Source organism: Nocardioides albidus (genome assembly GCF_006335005.1).
Classification (GTDB): Bacteria; Actinomycetota; Actinomycetes; order Propionibacteriales; family Nocardioidaceae; genus Nocardioides; species Nocardioides albidus.
This window is the reverse complement of the sequence record NZ_VDMP01000025.1, coordinates 261127-277172: the sequence shown is the minus strand read 5'-3', so window position 1 is coordinate 277172 and position 16046 is coordinate 261127. Positions and strand designations below refer to the sequence as shown.

The window sequence follows — 16046 nt, the reverse complement described above, 5'->3', positions numbered from 1 at the left end:
GCCGGTCAGGAGCAGGACGCCGACCAGCGCGGCACCGAGACTCCCCGCACGACTCACGCGCCGAATCTTGCCATGATCGCCGGGACAGGAGAGCCGAACGGGCGCCGACGAGTGCGCCGACGCCCGTTCGCGGATGAGATCACCCGGTGCTTCCGTGCCTTCTCGAGACCTTCCTCAGCGACCGCTGGCCTGGGCCTCAAGGAGCAGCCGGCGCAGGTCGGCCGACATCGCGTCGTCGATCAACTGTGGAGCCGTGCCTCGCGCGGCAGCCGGCTTGGGCTGGACCGGAGGACACTTCAGGTCGCTGCGCTTGTGCTTCGTGCGCTTCGGCAGGATCCCCGTGTCGAGGTAGCTGGCGATCAGGTCGTCGGTGCAGGCGACGCCGGACAGCGAGCCGGAGTGCGTCGTACCGCCGACTCCCTCGATGAGGAACGAGGTCTTGAACGCCTTGCGGGTGGCGACCGCACCGGAGAACACCGTGGCGGCGTCGTGGGTCTCGGCGATCATCAGGATCCGCGACTTGACCTTCTTGCCGCTGACGTCGAACGCCTTGCGCGACGGGGCCGGCCAGTTCAGGCAGGGCGCGTTGTACCAGGTGTTGCCCCACGTCAGGAACGGGCGCTTCTTGTGCACCCGCCAAGCGTCGGCCTCGGTCTTCTTCCAGTTCGGCCACACCGCGTCGGTGCACTGCACGGCGTTGTAGACCGCGAAGCCGTTGTCGTCGCCCGGACCGGCGTACATCTTGATCAGGTCGGAGGCGTCTCCGGTCTTGACGAGCTTGGCGTACGCCGCGCCGATCCTCGGCCAGCCGTAGACGTAGTAGCCGGCGCTGAGCATGACATCGCTCAGCTCGTCAGGACCGAGGAGGCCGCCGGCGGCGGGCTGCTTGTCGAGCCGGTTGAGCAGCTTGTAGTAGCCCTTGCGGATCATCTTGCCGCTGGTGCCGAGGCCGTAGACCGCGTCGTTCTGGGCCAGCCAGGCGAAGTAGGTGCGGATGTTCTTGTCGAAGGCGATGTTCTGGTCGACGTTGGACTCGTAGAAGGCGCGGTCGGCGTTGAGCACGCCGTCCCACACGAACCGGCCGACCTTCTTCGGGAACATCGTCGCGTAGACCTGGCCGAGGTAGGTGCCGTAGGAGAAGCCGTAGTAGTTCAGCTTCGGCGCCCCGACCGCCTTGCGCAGACTGTTGAGATCCTGGGCGACGTCGGTGGTGTGCATGTGCTTGAGCAGCCGCTTCGCGTCCGACGTCGAGCACGCCTTGGCGTACCTCTTGGTCACCCGCTGCCACCAGCGCATGTCCTTGCTCTTGGTCGGCACGTAGTCGGGGCGGTCGTAGCCGGCGCCCTTGTAGTCGGGGTTGCAGCTCAGCGAGGGCGTGCTGCTCCCGACCCCACGGGGGTCGAAGCCGTACCAGTCGTACTTGGCGCCCACGGTGGCCAGAGCGTCCTCCTGGCCAAGCAGCGCCATCCCGAGGCCGGAACCGCCGGGTCCGCCCGGGTTGGCGGCGATCATGCCCTTGTAGTCGGGGTCGGTGTGCAGCACCCGGCTGATCGCGATCTGGATCTTCTTGCCCTTGGGCTTGTCGTAGTCGAGGGGGACCTGGAGCATCGCGCACTGGGCGCCCGCCTTGACGAGGCGCGGCTCCGTGCAGGCGCCCCACACGGGCGGCGGCGGCGTGTAGGGCTTGGCCGCCTGCGGCGCCTGCCGGACCGTGGGGACCTGCGCCGTCGCGCTGCCGCTCCCCCCAGGCACGAGCAATGCTGTTGCCGTCGCGACCGACGCGACGATGGTCAGTGCTCTCTTCACGTCACAAACCTTCCGAGATCGAATTCTCCGGGATCTTCCGGCGTGCGTCCGACCTTGCCCCGTCGTTCCGCGCGCGTCCACCCCGACGCGCGGAGGATCTGCGGTCGAATCAGCCCTTCACCGCAAGGGTCAGCGCGAAGTCTCCTGCCTCGTCGGTCCACACCCGGGCGACGTCGAGCCCGGCAGCCTCGAGCTCGGCGGCGATCCGGCTGACCCGGAACTTGGTCGAGATCTCGATCCGGATCTCCTCGCCCATCGCCAGGTCGAGCACGAGGTCCGCTCCCGGGATGGCGACCCGCTGCGGCACCTCGGCGCGCAGCCGCAGGTCCATCCGCTCCATGTGCGGGTCCCAGAACGGGACGTAGGAGAAGGAGTCCGGGTCGAAGTCGGCGCCCAGCTCGCGGTTGACGACGACCAGGCTGTTGCGGATGAACGCCTCGGTCACACCCTGGCTGTCGTCGTACGCCGCGATCAGCCGGTCGGCGCTCTTGACGAGGTCGGTGCCGAGCAGCAGCGAGTCGCCGGGCTCGAGCACGTCGGCGAGGGCGCCGAGGAAGGCCGCCCGCTCCTCGCGGTAGAGGTTGCCGATCGTCCCGCCCAGGAAGGCGACCATCCGCCGTCCGCCGGCGGGGAGGTGCGCGAGGTGGAGGGTGAAGTCGCCGACGACCGCCACCACCTCGAGCCCGGGGTGGCGGGCGGCGATGTCGGCCGCGGCCTGGCGCAGCGTGCCCTCGGCGACGTCGACCGGCGCGAACCGCTGCAGCTGCCCCGCGCTCGTGAACGCGTCGAGCAGCAGCCGGGTCTTCTCGCTGGTGCCGCTGCCGAGCTCGATCAGCGAGGTGGCGCCGCTCGCCGTGACGATCTCCTCCGCGTGGGCCTCGAGGATCGAGCGCTCCGCGGCGAAGGGGTAGTACTCCGGCAGGCGGGTGATCTCGTCGAAGAGCGCCGACCCCCGGTCGTCGTACAGCCAGCGGGGCGGGAGCGTGCGCGGATAGCTGCTCAGCCCGCGGCGTACGTCGGCGGCGAGGCTGCCGCTCGCCCAGTCGGGCTCGAGCAGCACGCAGACCTGGGGCTCCTGGCTCATCGGGGCTCACCGCCGTCGGCGAGGCGCAGCCCGGACAGCGCCCAGCGCGCGCCGGGTGGGAAGAAGTTGCGATAGCTGGCGCGGGCGTGGCCGGGCGGGGTCAGCGCGCACCCGCCGCGCAGCACCATCTGGCCGGACATGAACTTGCCGTTGTACTCCCCGATCGCGCCGGCGGCCGGGTGGAATCCGGGATAGGGCAGGTACGCCGAGGAGGTCCACTCCCAGCAGTCGCCGTAGGCCTGACGGAGGCGGCCGGTGCCCGGCTCGGCGGCCCGCGGGTGCCAGGTCTCGGTGTCGGCGAGGTTGCCCGTCGGCGGGCCGTCGCCCACGTCGGTGCGGACGGCGTGCTCCCACTCCGCCTCGGTGGGCAGTCGCTTGCCCGCCCAGGTCGCGTAGGCGTCCGCCTCGTAGTGACTGATGTGGCTGGCCGGCAGCCCCGGGTCGACGGGGAAGGTGCCGTGCAGGGTGTGCTCGAACCACACCCCGTCGACCTGCGTCCAGTAGAACGGCGCCTCCCAGCCCTGCCCCTTGACCTGCGCCCAGCCGTCGGAGAGCCACAGCTCGGGGCGCCGGTAGCCGCCGTCGGCCATGAACTCCAGCCACTCGCCGTTGGTCACCAGCCGGTCGGCGATCCGGAACGGCTCGAGGTAGACCTGATGCGGCGGCAGCTCGTTGTCGAAGGAGAACTCCGCGCCACGGTGCCCGATCTCCACCAGCCCGCCGTCGACCTCGACCCACCCCATCGGGTCCGGCGTGCTCGCCGGGGCCGGGCTGCCGGCGTACGTCGGGCGCAGCGGGTTGAGGGAGAGCACGTGCTTGATGTCCATCAGCAGCAGCTCCTGGTGCTGCTGCTCGTGGTGGAAGCCGAGCTCGATGGTCCCGGCCAGCTTGTCGACCGTGCCCTGGTCGAGCCCGGCCACCAGCTCGCGCATCCGGTCGTCGACGTTGCCGCGGTAGACGCCGACGTCGTGCGCCCCCGGCCGGCTGATCACCCCGCGCTCGGCCCGGTTGTAGCGCGGCCCGACCGCCTCGTAGTAGCTGTTGAAGAGGAACCAGTACTGGTCCTGGAAGGGCGCGAACCCGGCCTCGTTGTCGGCGAGCACGAACGTCTCGAAGAACCAGGTCACGTGCGCGCGGTGCCACTTGGTCGGCGACACGTCCGGCATGGACTGGACCGTCTGGTCCTCCGGCGAGAGCGGCGCGGCGAGGCGCTCGGTGTGTGCCCTGACCTCGTCGTACCGGGTCAGGAGGGTGTCCGCCGTCCACTGGGTTGCGGTCATGGATTCGACCCTAGGTCGGAGGACCGACAACGACCAGGGACGAAGGTGACCCGTCAGCGAATGTTCATCGCGCGAGACGCCGGCTCACGAGACTCCGGTGCACAGCAGAGCCGGATCGCCGATCGAAGGGAAGGAATCGATATCGCCGGGCGAGGTGTCGACGGCCTCGATGCCGATCCGGTACGGGCTGGGCAAAGGGAGCTGGACGCGAACATCCATCCCTGGCGTCAACGCCGGCGAGTCGTAGACGGGCACGTCGTCCGCATTGATGTGGATCACCGCGCTCGACCCCTCGGGGGAGGAGTCCGCTAGACCCAGCACACCCGAGAACGCCCGGCACCGCCGACCCGGCGTGAACCGCGACTCCCATACCCCCGCGTGTGAGTAGGACGCAGCGCCCCACGCCTTGTAGCGAGACCCGTTGAGGTTGGTCTCGCCGAAGACCGCGCCACTCGTGGAGAGGTACGACGAGATGCTGCGCAGCGGGATCCATCTCCAGACCGTGACGCTCACCGGCTTGGACTTCACGGCTTTGCCCGCCCGCCGGCCGACGACTACGCGGTACCGAGCGTTGTTGAGGTCGGTCACCACCTCGTGGAAGACGGTCTTCCGCTTGCGCACCTTGAGGCTGCGCACGTCCTCCCACGAGGCATTGACGTACAACGGCACGTCCCATCGCTGCAGAGTGATCCGCTTCGCTTGCTTCGGCCTGCGGATCTTGGCCGTGAGGGTAAGGACATCCCCCTCCACTACTTCCCCAACCGCTGGCGTCAGAGTGACGGCCTTCTTCGCGACTCCCTGCTGGCCTTGCCCCTCACTCGCGATCGAGCTGTCCCGTGTGGCCTTGGCGGCATTGCCGTCGCAGGTAGTGCTGCTCCGAGGGCGAGGCCACTCGCGACGGCTACGGCGGCGAGACGGAGACGCACGATGAACTCCTGGCGGGTCGACTGCAGGTCGCGCCACCGTACGTGCCCCGAAGCGATCGCGAGTCGGGATTGGCGAAAGTCCACCGAGAACCTCGGCGGCCAACAGTGCAGCCTGCAATGATCCCGCTGTGAACCCCGCCGACCGACTGCGCGAACTGGCGATCCGCCATGCCGCTTTCGCCTGGCTCGACCGGCAGCGCGCCGAGGGCAAGGAGACCTTCAGCCAGCAGGACACCAGCGGGCTCACCCTCGCCGGCGAGACGATGCGGCTCATGCCCACCCAGCAAGGGATCTGGAAGCCAGGACAACTCGCGGCGGCTCTGTCCTTCCGCACCGTTTACCGGCCCGACGGCAGCAACCGTCCGTACGACGACGCCGTCGGCGTCGACGGGTTCTACCGCTACAAGATGCGCGGGGACGACCCGAACCATTTCGAGAACCGCGCGCTGCGGGAGGCGATGATCGAGCGGCTGCCGCTGATCTGGTGGTTGGGCGTTCAAGGTGGCGGCTACAGCGCTCTGTATCCGATCTACCTGGTCGGTGAGGAGCGGGCCGACCTCCAGTTCGTCGTCGACATCGATGCCGTGCCGCAACCCGACATTGCGTGGCCCTCGACCGACCTCGAACTCGACCCGTCGTACCGCCAGCAGCTCACAAAGCGGCGGCTGCACCAGCGCCCCTTCAGGGCTGCCGTTCTTCGCGCGTACCGGACCTCGTGTGCGGTGTGTTCGTTCCGGCACAGCGACCTCCTCGACGCCGCACACATCCAGGAGGACGGTGCCGGCGGAAGACCCGTCGTCACCAACGGACTCACGCTCTGCAAAATGCACCATGCCGCCTACGACCGGAAGATCCTCGGCATCACGCCCGACTACGAGGTGCGGATCAACGCCGAGGTGCTCCGGGAGGTCGATGGCCCGATGCTGCTCCACGGCATCCAGGAGTTCCACGGACAGAAGCTCATGGTCCTGCCTGCCCGTCGGGCCGAGCGTCCCAATCGGCTTCTGCTAGATGAACGGTTTCAGGCGTTCCTCAACGCGAGCTGAAGGTGGTCGCTGACTTGATTTCAAGCGTCTGCATCGCTCGGCCCGGGCACGCCGCAGTCGATCTCCGCCGACAAGCGGTCATAGACGGTGGAACCTTGGAGGTTCGTCGGCGAATCAGCTCACGACGCGCCCCACTTCGCCCAGATAGACGCGGGTGGTCGACGACGCCGCTCGATCGGAACGATCCGCTGGGGGGATATGGGGTAGAGCGCAGCTCATTGCCCCTGCCACTCCCCCTGATTCACCGCCCCTCGTCGTGCTAGAGCGACACTCCCTGATCGGTCATTCCATCGATGAGGTCTTGCATTAACTCAATCCATGAACCAGCCCCGATATCCAATGCAAGGCCCTCTGCGCTGGACGTGAAACTCCACGCCATGCGCGGGTTCACCAAGCTGACACGGGTGACAACGATGGACGCTGCGTGTGCCAAGGCGGCGTAGGTCAAGACTTGGCGGAAGTCGAGTCCACGGAATCCGCGTTGGACCGACTTGACCTCTATCAAGTGTCCGTCACTCATGATGTCGGCCTGCGCTGGCTCTACAACGCCACAACCTGGAAGAGAGGGTCGAAAAACGGCCCCGTCGCGGTACGGGCGCAGGAATCTTTCAAGGCTGTGCTGAAGAACGACGGCCTCCTCACGCTCAGCGCTCGAGAGACTGGCCGTCTTCGCAGTTGCGCCTGGCAACCTCTGGACATAGCGAACAACCCCTAGTTCAAGCTCAAGCGAGGGGGCGGCCGCTGCCGCCGCAAGCTCAAAGGCCATCTCCGCGACCAGCGAAGCACGATCGGGGTCCGTAGACGAATGGATGGCCCAACCGTAGGGTCGGCGAGTTCGGTTGGCCCAGCGCGTGAACTGTTCCAGGGTCGGAGTCGCTCGGTGCCAGATCGAGCTTTGCGCTGCGAATCCTCGAGCGGAGATCACAGCGGTATCTCCCAGCCCGGCTGTTGGGACTTGTCGGCCGCCCAGTCGAGCACGATTCGATCGAAGTCCGAGAGCGAGCTCTTTGTGCCCGATCGCCAGTGACGGCCCTCGTCACCAAGAGCGAACGACGCCACAGCAAACGCACGCGCCGCCCAGGCGTGAAGCCCGCGAAACTGTGGCTTGATGTCGTGAAGCCAGAATGTCTTTTCCCATCGAGCCAAGGCCAGAATGATGTCCCGCTGAATGTTCGGGGCAGGCGTGTCCGCGTATCCATGCGCCCGACTGAACAACTGAATCAACAGGTCGCTTGTCTCACGACTCTGGCGACGCGCCAGCACCCGAACCATATAGGCGAGATTTACTTCGACCCTAGCAACGTGGTGCCCGCTGTGTATGAAGTCGCGGATGGCGGCGTGAACCTCTTCTTGTGCCGCATCAGCGAGCGAGTCCACATTCTCATATATCGCGCGCATGACATGCGGTACGACTGGCGTAAGTGTGTCGATGTTGTCGAGCAGGGACTTTATGGCCTGATGCTTCGGCAACTCCTGCATATGCTTTAGAGCGGAAACCAACTTCCGAGTAAGAGCCGCATCAACGCGACCCTTAAACAGTTCAGCGCGCAGCAGTCCTAGTACGTCAAATTCCTGGAGCTGCTCCTTAAGTGCGTCGTAATCCTCTTCTGCAGTTGCTGAGTATGGGTCGTAGTACAGATGCAGTGAGAGGAACTTCGCTGCGCTGCCTGGGCGGGGATCATGCGGCCGAGTCGCAGACACGAACTCCGAGGAGGTCATGATGCGGGTCTTGCTTCGCTGCAAGCTCAGACCTTCGTTCCGTTGAAGCTTCTCCGACAGGAATCCGATCACCCTATAAGCGGCCTCAAGATCCGGAACAAAGAAGCGATAGTCATCGGCGTACCGGATGAAGACGAATGGTGGAGCCTGGGCACGCAAGAGTTGATCTGTGGCGTTGAGAACCAATTCCGAGAGTATGCGGGCCGCTGGTCCTCCTACGGGTAAGCCGTACGACACGTGCTTGCTAAAGTCCATTAGCAAGTCACGAATCTGGCCAGATCGATTACCGCTTGCGTCGATATGCTTGAGTTCATTCTCGATGCGATGGTGATATACTCTGCCGTAGAAGTCGGCGATATCGACTGAAACGACGTACGGATGGTTCTCTGCAAGTTTCAATGACTTGGCTTGAAATTTCGCCCATCCTGTGGGATCGAAGAGGTTTCCGTCTGCGGACGCTTGGAATCTGTGCGAGAAGACGACCTCGTCCTCGACGGGGATCCTGACATCTTCGATCTCCTGGGCCAGCGAGAGCACGACGCCGAGGAAGTATGCGTTCCACAATGGGTCGATCTGGGTAGCCCAACGGAAGCCGTTGTATCCAAGCGGAGCGAGTGAGGCGTGATTTTGGGGACCGTCAGTCTGCAAGCGGTCTTTGAAGCTTTGCGACGTCGCCTGCAGTAGATCTAGTACTTCGCCCTTTCGATCAAAAAGGACGTGGTTCTCGAACGTAAGTGGGAAAACGTCGGTGTCACCGCGTCGAGAGATGTTGGTGACGGCGAGTTCGAAGTGCTGATTGTCAATCAATGGCATTTCAGTCTCCGTCATTCATGCGTGAGCGACCGGGGTCGGTCGCAGCAGTGAGGCTACCCAGAGCACTCCAGTCACGCCTATGGGGAAAAAGGGTGCCCCTCCTGATGCGCGAGCACGCAGGGATCGAGTGCCCGGTCGGCAGCATGGTTGGAGCTGGTCTCCACTGAATGCGTCGCCGTGGCCGGTAGTGGCGTAGCCGGTACAGAGGGGTGGCCACCTCTGCGTTGTAGATGCCCCTACCAACAATCACCAGCGGCAGCAACTCGCCAGTGCCGCGACGACCGGGTGCGTCCATCCGCCGCTTGCGCGGCTTGGTGGCAGCCGACTCATCAACACCGTCGGGTGCCACTGCTACGCGTAGCGTCGAGTCTCTGACCTCGTCGTGTCGACGGCGAGCACGGCAGGTCACCCCGGCATCGCCGCGGAGAACTCCATGACCAGCCAAGACGCGCCTCGCGAACTGATGCCGTTCCAGCCTGCCCACATGACGCCCGCGCAACTTGCGGCCGTGTCGTTCCTCGCCCGCTATTCCGAGCCGACCCACCACCTGTACGCCTACCAGCTGCGCCGGTGGTTCGCCTAGTGCGAGACCAACGGGATCGACGCCTTGATCGGCGTAGAGCGTGCACACGTCGAGCTCTACATCCGCTCATTGACCGAAAGCGGCCTGATGGCGTCATCGGTGGTCACGCTGATGCATGGGGTACGCGGATACTTCCGCTTCGCCCACATCGACGGACTCACGCCGACCGACCCAGCGGTCTACGCCCGACTACCCGAGGCGCATCGCGATGAATCGCGTACCCAAGGGCTCGACTGGCTCGAGCTCATCCGATTCCTTCAGGTCGCTCAGACGATCACCGTTCATCACGGCGCTCTCGCGTATCTCCTCGGTATCAACGCTCTGCGAGCCTCGGAGGCGGCGGCGGTCCGGATCGAGGACTACGCCGAGACGCTGCGCGGCCACCGCGTCCTGCACCTAGTCGGCAAGGGCAACAAGCCCGCCACCATGCCAATCACAGTCCCGGTTCTACGAGTCCTGGAGGCATGCAGAGGCGAGCGGAGCACCGGACCCCTCATCCTGCGTCCGCTCACCGGCAAGCCGGTTGATCGACGTGACGTGTACCGGATGGTCCAGCGCATCGCCCGGGCCGCAGCGATCCCCCGACACACCAGCCCGCACTCGCCACGCCGCCATCACCAACGCCCTCGACGCTGGCGTCCCGCTGCGAGACGCCCAAATCCTCGCCCGGCACGCCGACCCGCGCACCACCGAACACTACGACCGGGCACGAGGCAACCTCGACCGCCACGGCGTGCACTTCCTCACCGCTTACGTCGCAGGCCTATAGCTTCCGCGGCACGCCGCCCACTGTGGGCTAGTCGAGGCGCCCAGAATGATGCAGCTCGAGGCTTCCCGTGCCGCTTTCGCAATCTCGTCGAGAGCCCGACGCCCACAAGCGACCTCGTCACACGACTGCCCGAGGCACCTCTAACAACCAACCCAGCCGTCATCGCCGGCGTCGACTGGCCCGCTGGCTGCCACCAACCCGACCAACGTTGTCGTCGTCAAAGGTGCCCCCGCACGCACAACAGAACAATTGTTCTAGATGTGATGCGTTACAGCGTCGGTCGGAACAACTTCACCAGGCCTCCAGCTCGGCTTCGCCATGCCCGCCCTTGAGCCGTAGAAGTCCTATGCCGAATCTGTCGGTAGTACCCGCTATGGTGGCACGCGGGTCCGAACACAAGTTCGAACGATGTTGGTGACGTCCCGGTGACGGACCGCGAGGGCAGGAGTGGCACGTGAACGTCTCAGAGGCTTTCGACAAGTATCAGCGGTACGTCGACGCAGACCCGACTCAGGTGGCGGAAGCGCGCGACCGAGCGGCCTCCTTCAAGGGGGCGTTCAACACGCTCAGCGACGTAGACGAGGTCTTCATGTCCGGGTCTCTGGCCCGCAAGACGCACAAGGACCCGATCCACGACGTGGACGTCGTCATCATCTACAACGACGATGACCACCCGGGTTGGGGTGACGCGGGCGACTCCGCCGAGGACGCCCTCAACTACACCCGCGAGAAGGTCAACGCCCTCCTCGGCGCAACGAACGGCACGTACGACCAACTGGTCCGCCTCGCACGCTGGCGCAACCACGCCGTCAAGTGCTTCATCGACGACCCCGACGACGAGGACGCGTTCACTGTCGACGCGATGCCCGCCCTCCGCAAGGACGGCTACTTGCTCATCCCCGAGTTCCTGTCCCGCAAGTGGGTCGCATGCGACCCCGAGCACCTGATCGACGAGGTCCAGAAGCGGCGCGAGCAGTGGGGTAACTACCCGGGCACGGTCCGCATGCTCAAGGACTGGGCATCGATCCAGACGGGCCTCAACATCAAGTCTCTCGTCATGGAGGTCCTCGCACTCGACAACCTCCCGCTGGGCCGGACTCAGCCGGTCGCGGTGAAGGAGTTCTTCGTGAAGGCTGCTCACTACATCGAGAGCGGCTACACGGTCGAGGACCCCGCTGGGTACTGCGGCCCTATTCAGACCGACCTCGACTACGCCACGTTCGGCGACCGACTCCGGGCGGCAGCCGACAACGCGGCGCTCGCGGTGGTGAAGCAGAGCGTCAGTGATGACGCTGGCGCGATTCGGTCATGGCGCGACGTGTTCGGTGATGGATTCCCGAAGCCGCCGTCGACTGGTCCTGCCCCGGCTGTCGTCCCACCCGTCGTCCCGCGTCCGGTGAAGGACACTCCGCAGGGATGAGCAAGCCGGTCCTTCAGATCGAGTTGTGGAACGAAGCCGATCCCCAACTCGAAGAACGTGACAAGGCTGCCATCGCCGCCTTCGCAGCGGACCTCCAATACGTTCCGCCCATTGTTGACGAAAAGGTCGTCACCCACGGCTCGTGGACAGGACGCCTACCAGTGTGGCCCTTCGACCGTACCGCGCCTGAGGGGCTCGACGCGCTGGTACCTGACGGCGCGCTTGTGTCGCTCCACTACCCGTCGGCCTATCCGATGGTGCCACCACGCGTGTACGTCCTCGACCCGGAACCGACGATCCAGCAGTACACACAGCACGCATGGCACGTCGCGCCCGGCGGGTCCCTGTGCCTTCTGCAGACCGAGAACGACTGGACCCCGGAGACGACGCCCGTGGACCTTCTCCTCAAGGCGTGCGGGTGGCGGATCGAGTTCGCTCTCATGGAATCCGGGCTGATTGAGTCCATGACAACTAATGGCATCGTCAACGACCCTTCCCGTGATCACCTCCTCACGGAGGCAGCGAGCCTGTGAGTGCCGGATACCCGTGGGTCGCGCTCCCCAGCGAAGCACTAGAAAAGATCGGGAGCGCTGAAAGGTCCAACGGTCAGCTCCTGTTCCACGCCAATGAGTGGAACAACATGTACGTCGCCCAGAAGGTCGAGACCTCCAAGGACCTCTGGCTCCCGGTAACGGTCCCCGCCGAGTACGCCGCGCTCCGCTATCAAGGCGGAACGGTAGCCGGGCAGTGGGTCCGGATGCCCGGCAGCGACATCAACATCCAACACCGGGCCACCATCGCTCGCGGGCGCGGCGTCGGTTTCGGATTCGACGACTTCAAGAAACTCGTGCCGGAAGTTCGCCAACCCAGCGGCACCAACAACGGCCTCCTCATCACCCACGTCGCCGACATGCCGGAAGACTGGATCAAAGCAGGAGCCACCGAGTTCTCCGCGTGGCTCACAACCCGAGACTTCGTAACCCCGATGCCGGTGGCCGTTGAACCCGAGACTGGTCTCGCCCAACTCGACGGACACTGGCCCGTCGACGACATGCTCAACTTCAAGGTCGCAGTCGTTGGTGTCGGATCCATCGGCGGCGTCGTCGCCGACGCACTAGCCCGGTACGGCGTCGGAGAACTTCACCTCATCGACCCCGACCGGTTTCTGTGGCACAACATGATCCGCCACGTACTCGGCCCCGAGAGCGTCGGCATCATGAAGGTCGACGCCATGAAACAGCGCCTCAACGCCCGCTGGCCCGACACCGACGTCCACCCTTACACCTACGACGTCGTCAATCAGGCACACCTCATGCGGTCCCTGTTCTCCAACGTTGACCTCATCGTGTGCGCCGCAGACGGCGTTGCCCCGCGACGAGTTGTCTCCCACGTCGCTCGCCGAGCAGGTAAACCAGCCATCCTCGCCTGCGTCCTCGACGACGGTGCGGTCGGCGAAATCCTGCGCCTTCAACCCGCGCCACGGTATGGATGCCTTATGTGCCTTCGCGCCCACCTCGCCGCCGCTGGAGGCATCGACGTCGAGGCAGCACAGGAACTCGACTACGGCACCGGCTCCGTCCATCGAGCCATGACAGCCGTAGGCCCCGACCTCCACTTCGTCGGACAACTGGCTGCTAAGGCCGCGATCTCCACACTTCTAGAAACGCACCTCGGTGACCACACCGCCCGGCTCTCCGGCGAACTGGCAACCATCGGCCTACGCCCCACCGCAGACCTCGCCGCACCGTTCGATCTCGCACGGACCATCGACGTTGCATGGCACGACATCCCGCGACCCCGACCCACCTGTCCGACATGCAATCCCGGCACATGAGGATCACCATGAAGCGTCGGGCATGGGAAGCGATCCGCAGCGAGGTAGCGGCAGCACCGGACGATCTCGAAACCGGCGGAATCCTCCTCGGAAAAGACACAAACGGCGGGGTGACAATCAGCGTCGCGGGCGACCCGGGCCCCAACGCCGTCCACGAACCCACCCGGTTCCTCCGCGACCTCAACCACGCCCAACGAGTCGCAGCCGCAGGCTGGGAACACGATCAGTCAGTGTGGGTAGGCGAATGGCACACCCACCCCAGATCCAACCCGGTTCCGAGCCCAATTGACATCGATTCCTACCTCCGCCACCTTGCCGACGACGAACTCGAATTCGACTGCTTCATCAGCATCATCGTCAGCCCCAGCTACGAGCCTGCCGTAGCCGCATGCTGGGTCGTCACCCGCGACGCCGCCACACTCACACCGCTCACCATCGAAAGCGACACCGCATGACCGGCACCTTCAACATCCGACAATCCCTTCTGGGTCACCAAGCGCGCATCCTCGGCAACCACGAGGCCATCCGCGCTATGACCAGTCACGGGACAACCGTCGGTGATCAGAGCGAGCAGGACTGGGTGGCAATCTTGCGCAACTTCCTGCCCGAGCGATACGAGGTTGGTCCGATCATCGCGGTGGACTCCAATGGTGCGCAGAGCGAACAGATCGACGTCGCGCTATTCGACCGTCAGTACTCACCTCTGTGGTTCGGGCAGCAGGCTGCGACGCGGTTTGTTCCTGTGGAGTCCGTGTACGGCGTCTTTGAGGTGAAGCCGCACATGGACAAGGAATACATCGAATACGCAGCCAAGAAGGTCGCCTCAGTGCGGGGCCTCTACCGCACCTCAGCGCCGATCATTCACGCGGGCGGCAAGTTCCGGGCACTTAACCCAGAAGACCGGCCGATCGTCGGCGGACTACTCGCGACCAGCACAGGCTGGTCTACGGTCGAAGGAGCAATCAAGGGCCTCGATGCCTACCTCCCCGCCTACGGCGACCTCGGTTTCCTCGATCTTGGGATCGCTTTGGACACGATCTCCTTCGACCACACACCTAACCCTGTCGAGGGCGAAGAAACGTCCACCGCCGATAACCCGCCTCGGGAGTACCGCCACGACGGCAACCAACTCATCCATTTCGCCGCACGACTCTTCCGCATGCTGCAGTTGACCGGCACCGTTCTTGCCGTCGACATGACCGCCTACGAACGGCACATCAGCCCGGAAGACTGATCACCCGAACAGTGGAGCCGGCCACCGCTGGATCAATCCGCCGCCAGTGCAGCGTCGGAGCCGCCCAACTCCTCAGTCGAAGATCGCGCGCGCTTCGAGGAATCCATCTGCGCCGACTGTGTTTGTCGCGACGTACACGACGCCCCCGCCGCACCGCCGCACTACCTGATCAAGATCGGGCTGTGCGGCGACCAGTTGCCCGTGGTCGGGGCCGTTGACAAGCCTGTAGGTGCTCATGGCCCAAGTCTCGCGGCGAGACGGCCTTAGCGTCGCGCCTACGACCCACTTTGCCGACGTTCGCAAGGACGATCGGGCAAGCGTCACTCCGCTGCCTGTTGCCGTCCGGGCTGAGAAGGGGACGCAGCTGTACGCGTCCGCCGAAGTCGGGTATTGCCCTAAGGTTGGTGACTCAACCGCACATCTTTCTTCGACCAGTCTGGTGGTGTGAGATGCCCATTGCTGAGCCGTCGGTTCAGGCACTCCAACTCCGCCTCGTCAGCCCTGGGGGGTCGACCCTTGGGCCAGCCACAGCCTTCTTGGCACGCAGGGGCAATGACTTTTGGCTGATCACGAACTGGCATGTGCTCAGCGGCCGGAACGCTGAGACTGCGGAAGTCATGTCGGCTACCGGCGCCACGCCGGTCAAAGTATCGGTCCGCTTCCATTCGCCTGCTGGCCTTGGGACCTTCGCTGAAGTAGAGATTCCGCTCGTCGACAAAGGCGAGCGGCCTCTTTGGCTGGAGCATCCGAAGTTTGGTCACCGAGTCGATGTCGCTGCCCTCAGAGTTCCGCAAGGAACGGACGGCATCAGCCAGATCACGACCATGGACGGGTTCACCACCACGATCCGTCCTCTGATCAGCTTCTATGCGGCGGACCTCGCGAGTCCCGACCCCGCAGGGATCTTCGTATCGATCGGCGAGAGGCTCAGCGTCGTCGGGTTTCCGATCGGCGAAGACGTGCAGGGTTTCCCTATCTGGACACAGGGCTTTGTCGCGAGCGAGCCGGACCTGCAGTTTCGCGATCTTCCTTGTTTTCTCATCGACAGCCGCACGCGTCAGGGTCAGAGCGGGTCACCGGTCTTCTTCTACTCGGCGTCGGGTCAATACCCTTCGGCCGTAGGCGTCACGACGCTGGGGCGCTCACAGATCAACTCCCGCTTGATGGGGGTGTACTCCGGGCGGATCCAATGCGGAGAGCGATATCGGTCGAGTTTGGACAACACAAGCTGTCATCGAGGTAGTCGATGGAATGACCCGTGCGACCAGCTACTAGGGCCGAACCGAGTTCATTCGATGCCGCGGCAGCTGAAGATTTGCGTCATTCCGCCGCGATACAGCCACGTCCCAACCAGCGCATGCTCCGAACCGGCACCTTGGCCTCGTGATTCAGTTGACGTTCGAGCCGATTTTGATCGGTGCGGGGGAGGTCGGTCAGATGCTCGATGCAAATCGATGACACCAACGGGGCGTCGTCCCGCAGGACGTTCCAGTAGGACCGACCAGAGCCTGCCTACGAGGCGTCGGGATTCG

At 64.8% G+C, this 16046-nt stretch carries 14 protein-coding genes; 8 read left to right on the top strand and 6 right to left on the bottom strand.

Annotated features, from left to right (window positions below; all coding sequences use genetic code 11):
* Positions 1 to 174: 174 nt before the first annotated feature.
* From FHP29_RS14485 to FHP29_RS14470, 4 genes are all read right to left on the bottom strand, one after another.
* Positions 175 to 1806: an alpha/beta hydrolase gene (locus FHP29_RS14485; RefSeq protein WP_139623567.1), complete on the bottom strand. Its 1632-nt coding sequence runs from the start codon at positions 1804 to 1806 to the stop codon at positions 175 to 177.
* Positions 1807 to 1915: 109 nt separating this feature from the next.
* A complete protein-coding gene (egtD, locus tag FHP29_RS14480; RefSeq protein WP_139623566.1) occupies positions 1916 to 2890 on the bottom strand; it encodes an L-histidine N(alpha)-methyltransferase in 975 nt (324 codons plus the stop codon).
* The gene (gene egtB, locus FHP29_RS14475) at positions 2887 to 4170 is read right to left on the bottom strand and encodes an ergothioneine biosynthesis protein EgtB (RefSeq protein ID WP_139623565.1); all 1284 of its coding nucleotides are present in this window, start codon (positions 4168 to 4170) and stop codon (positions 2887 to 2889) included. Before egtB ends, egtD begins: the two co-directional genes overlap by 4 nt.
* An 84-nt stretch (positions 4171 to 4254) precedes the next feature.
* Positions 4255 to 4920 carry a hypothetical protein gene (locus FHP29_RS14470; RefSeq protein WP_158296576.1) on the bottom strand — a complete coding sequence of 222 codons (666 nt, stop codon included), beginning with the start codon at positions 4918 to 4920 and terminating at the stop codon, positions 4255 to 4257.
* A gap of 304 nt (positions 4921 to 5224) precedes the next feature.
* Here FHP29_RS14470 and FHP29_RS14465 point away from each other — a divergent pair, with 304 nt between their 5' ends.
* Positions 5225 to 6142 carry an HNH endonuclease gene (locus FHP29_RS14465; protein ID WP_205014128.1) on the top strand — a complete coding sequence of 306 codons (918 nt, stop codon included), beginning with the start codon at positions 5225 to 5227 and terminating at the stop codon, positions 6140 to 6142.
* Positions 6143 to 7063: 921 nt separating this feature from the next.
* Here the strand turns inward: FHP29_RS14465 and FHP29_RS14460 are convergent.
* Positions 7064 to 8689 (bottom strand): RNA-directed DNA polymerase, encoded by a 1626-nt coding sequence (locus FHP29_RS14460; protein WP_139623563.1) that lies wholly within the window; start codon positions 8687 to 8689, stop codon positions 7064 to 7066.
* A gap of 655 nt (positions 8690 to 9344) precedes the next feature.
* Between FHP29_RS14460 and FHP29_RS23275 the strand changes: the two genes are divergently transcribed.
* The 6 genes from FHP29_RS23275 to FHP29_RS14430 all read left to right on the top strand — a co-directional run bounded on the left by FHP29_RS23275 (position 9345) and on the right by FHP29_RS14430 (position 14514).
* Positions 9345 to 10358: a tyrosine-type recombinase/integrase gene (locus FHP29_RS23275; RefSeq protein ID WP_420813432.1), complete on the top strand. Its 1014-nt coding sequence runs from the start codon at positions 9345 to 9347 to the stop codon at positions 10356 to 10358.
* Positions 10359 to 10480: 122 nt separating this feature from the next.
* Positions 10481 to 11446: a nucleotidyltransferase domain-containing protein gene (locus FHP29_RS14450; RefSeq protein WP_139623561.1), complete on the top strand. Its 966-nt coding sequence runs from the start codon at positions 10481 to 10483 to the stop codon at positions 11444 to 11446.
* Positions 11443 to 11979: a ubiquitin-conjugating enzyme family protein gene (locus tag FHP29_RS14445; RefSeq protein ID WP_139623560.1), complete on the top strand. Its 537-nt coding sequence runs from the start codon at positions 11443 to 11445 to the stop codon at positions 11977 to 11979. The genes FHP29_RS14450 and FHP29_RS14445 overlap by 4 nt, the downstream gene beginning before the upstream one ends.
* Positions 11976 to 13280: a HesA/MoeB/ThiF family protein gene (locus FHP29_RS14440; protein WP_139623559.1), complete on the top strand. Its 1305-nt coding sequence runs from the start codon at positions 11976 to 11978 to the stop codon at positions 13278 to 13280. Before FHP29_RS14445 ends, FHP29_RS14440 begins: the two co-directional genes overlap by 4 nt.
* An 8-nt stretch (positions 13281 to 13288) precedes the next feature.
* Positions 13289 to 13735 carry a Mov34/MPN/PAD-1 family protein gene (locus tag FHP29_RS14435; protein ID WP_158296575.1) on the top strand — a complete coding sequence of 149 codons (447 nt, stop codon included), beginning with the start codon at positions 13289 to 13291 and terminating at the stop codon, positions 13733 to 13735.
* Positions 13732 to 14514: a DUF6602 domain-containing protein gene (locus tag FHP29_RS14430; RefSeq protein ID WP_139623557.1), complete on the top strand. Its 783-nt coding sequence runs from the start codon at positions 13732 to 13734 to the stop codon at positions 14512 to 14514. Before FHP29_RS14435 ends, FHP29_RS14430 begins: the two co-directional genes overlap by 4 nt.
* 72 nt (positions 14515 to 14586) lie before the next feature.
* On the opposite strand, the gene FHP29_RS21775 is transcribed toward FHP29_RS14430, so the two are convergent.
* Positions 14587 to 14751: a hypothetical protein gene (locus FHP29_RS21775; RefSeq protein ID WP_158296574.1), complete on the bottom strand. Its 165-nt coding sequence runs from the start codon at positions 14749 to 14751 to the stop codon at positions 14587 to 14589.
* A 212-nt stretch (positions 14752 to 14963) separates the two neighbouring features.
* On the opposite strand from FHP29_RS21775, the gene FHP29_RS23270 reads away from it, so the two are divergent.
* The coding region (locus tag FHP29_RS23270; RefSeq protein WP_139623810.1) for a S1 family peptidase at positions 14964 to 16046 on the top strand (1083 nt) is incomplete at its 3' end.

Excerpts from the sequence above, each read along its gene's own strand:
- egtB (WP_139623565.1), bottom strand. The coding sequence starts at position 4,170 with ATGACCGCAACCCAGTGGACGGCGGACACCCTCCTGACCCGGTACGAC.
- FHP29_RS23275 (WP_420813432.1), top strand. The coding sequence starts at position 9,345 with ATGGCGTCATCGGTGGTCACGCTGATGCATGGGGTACGCGGATACTTC.
- FHP29_RS14435 (WP_158296575.1), top strand. The coding sequence starts at position 13,289 with ATGAAGCGTCGGGCATGGGAAGCGATCCGCAGCGAGGTAGCGGCAGCA.
- FHP29_RS21775 (WP_158296574.1), bottom strand. The coding sequence starts at position 14,751 with ATGAGCACCTACAGGCTTGTCAACGGCCCCGACCACGGGCAACTGGTC.
- FHP29_RS14430 (WP_139623557.1), top strand. The coding sequence starts at position 13,732 with ATGACCGGCACCTTCAACATCCGACAATCCCTTCTGGGTCACCAAGCG.
- egtD (WP_139623566.1), bottom strand. The coding sequence starts at position 2,890 with ATGAGCCAGGAGCCCCAGGTCTGCGTGCTGCTCGAGCCCGACTGGGCG.
- FHP29_RS14460 (WP_139623563.1), bottom strand. The coding sequence starts at position 8,689 with ATGACGGAGACTGAAATGCCATTGATTGACAATCAGCACTTCGAACTC.
- FHP29_RS14445 (WP_139623560.1), top strand. The coding sequence starts at position 11,443 with ATGAGCAAGCCGGTCCTTCAGATCGAGTTGTGGAACGAAGCCGATCCC.